General features: G+C 73.1%; 1 protein-coding gene and 1 pseudogene. Both read left to right on the top strand.

Going from position 1 to position 1,745, the window contains the following annotated elements:
- Positions 1-519, top strand: a pseudogene (locus PKE44_RS19070) (3-hydroxyacyl-CoA dehydrogenase); the annotation flags it as partial.
- 33 nt (positions 520-552) lie between these two features.
- On the top strand, positions 553-1,743 hold the full coding sequence (locus PKE44_RS19065) for an acetyl-CoA C-acyltransferase (protein ID WP_324554381.1): 1,191 nt from the start codon (positions 553-555) through the stop codon (positions 1,741-1,743).
- Positions 1,744-1,745 lie beyond the last annotated feature (2 nt).

Genomic DNA, 1,745 nt, shown 5'->3' with positions numbered 1-1,745 from the left:
TTCGTGCTGCGCGCCGCCCGCATCGGCGCGCAGACCGCCAACCGCGATCCGTTCGCGGCCGTGCAGACCGCCTTCCTGCCGATCGCGACCGCGCAGGTCGCGAAGAACGCGCGGGAAGCGCAGGAAATCGGCTTCGCGCAGCCCTCCGACGACGTGCTGCTCGCCGCGGCCGAGCTGCCGTATGTCGCGATCCGCCGGGCCCGCGCGCTGGCCGAGACCGGCTACCGGCCGCCACTGCCGCCGCGCGCGGTGCCGGTCGCCGGGCGCGACGGCATCGCGACGCTGGAGATGCTGCTCGTCAACCTGCGCGCCGGCGGCCAGATCAGCGAGCACGACTACCGCATCGGCCGGGCGCTCGCCGAGGCGCTCTGCGGCGGCGCGGTCGATTCCGGCACCTGCGTCGACGAGACCTGGCTGCTCGGGCTCGAACGGCGCCTGTTCGTCGAACTGCTGCAGACACCGGAGACGCAGGCGCGCATCGCGCACATGCTCGAAACCGGCAAGCCGCTGCGCAACTGATATGCCCGCACCGACGAACGGAGACCAGAAGCCATGAACCGCGAAGCCTTCATCGTCGCCGCCACGCGCACGCCGGTCGGCCGGCGCAAGGGCGTGTTCGCCCATACCCGGCCCGACGACCTGCTCGCGCACGTGCTCGCGCGCGTCAGCGCGCAGGTGCCGCAGCTCGATCCGGCGCGCATCGCCGATGTCATCGTCGGCTGCGCGATGCCCGAGGGCGCGCAGGGCATGAACGTCGCGCGCATCGGGGCGCTGCTCGCCGGCCTGCCGCAGAGCGTGCCGGGCATGACCATCAACCGCTTCTGCGCCTCCGGCCTGCAGGCGGTTGCCGATGCCGCGGCGCGCATCCGCCTCGGCGCGGCCGACGCGGTGATCGCCGCCGGCACCGAGTCGATGAGTTCGATGGCGCAGATCGCCGGCAACTCGCTGTCGATGAACCCGGCGATCTTCGAGCGCGACGCGAATGTCGCGATCGCCTACGGCATGGGCCTGACCGCCGAGAACGTCGCCGAACGCTGGCGGGTCACGCGCGCCGAACAGGATGCCTTCGCGCTCGAATCGCACCGGCGCGCCGTGGCCGCGAGCGCCATCGGCCACTTCCGCGCCGAGATCAGTCCGTACACGGTGCGCAGCCACGTGCCCGATGCGAGCGGCAACTGCGTGCGCCTGATCGAGCGCGTGGTGGAGGCCGACGAAGGTCCGCGGGCCGACACCACGGCCGCGGCGCTGGCGAAGCTCAAGCCCTCGTTCGCGCTGCGCGGCAGCGTCACGGCCGGCAATTCCTCGCAGATGTCGGACGGCGCCGCGGCCGTGCTGCTGGTCTCCGGGGCGCTGCTGAAGGAACTCCGGCTGCGGCCGCTGGCGCGTTTCGTCGGCTACGCGGTCAGCGGCGTTGCCCCCGAGATCATGGGCATCGGCCCGATCGCGGCGGTGCCGAAGGTGCTGGAGCAGACCGGCATCGCGCCCGCGTCGCTCGACTGGATCGAGCTGAACGAAGCCTTCGCCGCCCAGGCCCTGGCCGTGATCCACGAACTCGGCCTCGACCCGGCGAAGGTCAACCCGCTCGGCGGCGCCATCGCCCTCGGCCACCCGCTCGGCGCCACCGGCGCCATCCGCACCGCCACGCTCGTGCACGGGCTCGCGCGCACCGGCGGACGCTACGGTCTCGTGACGATGTGCGTCGGCACCGGCATGGGGGCGGCCGGGGTGTTCGAGCGGGTGTGAGC

Origin of the sequence: Plasticicumulans sp. (genome assembly GCF_035331805.1) — a bacterium.
Taxonomy (GTDB): Bacteria; Pseudomonadota; Gammaproteobacteria; order Competibacterales; family Competibacteraceae; genus Plasticicumulans.
Note: the sequence above shows the minus strand (reverse complement) of the source record. Positions and strands in the feature narration are given on the sequence as shown.

Excerpts from the sequence above, each read along its gene's own strand:
- PKE44_RS19065 (WP_324554381.1), top strand. The coding sequence starts at position 553 with ATGAACCGCGAAGCCTTCATCGTCGCCGCCACGCGCACGCCGGTCGGC.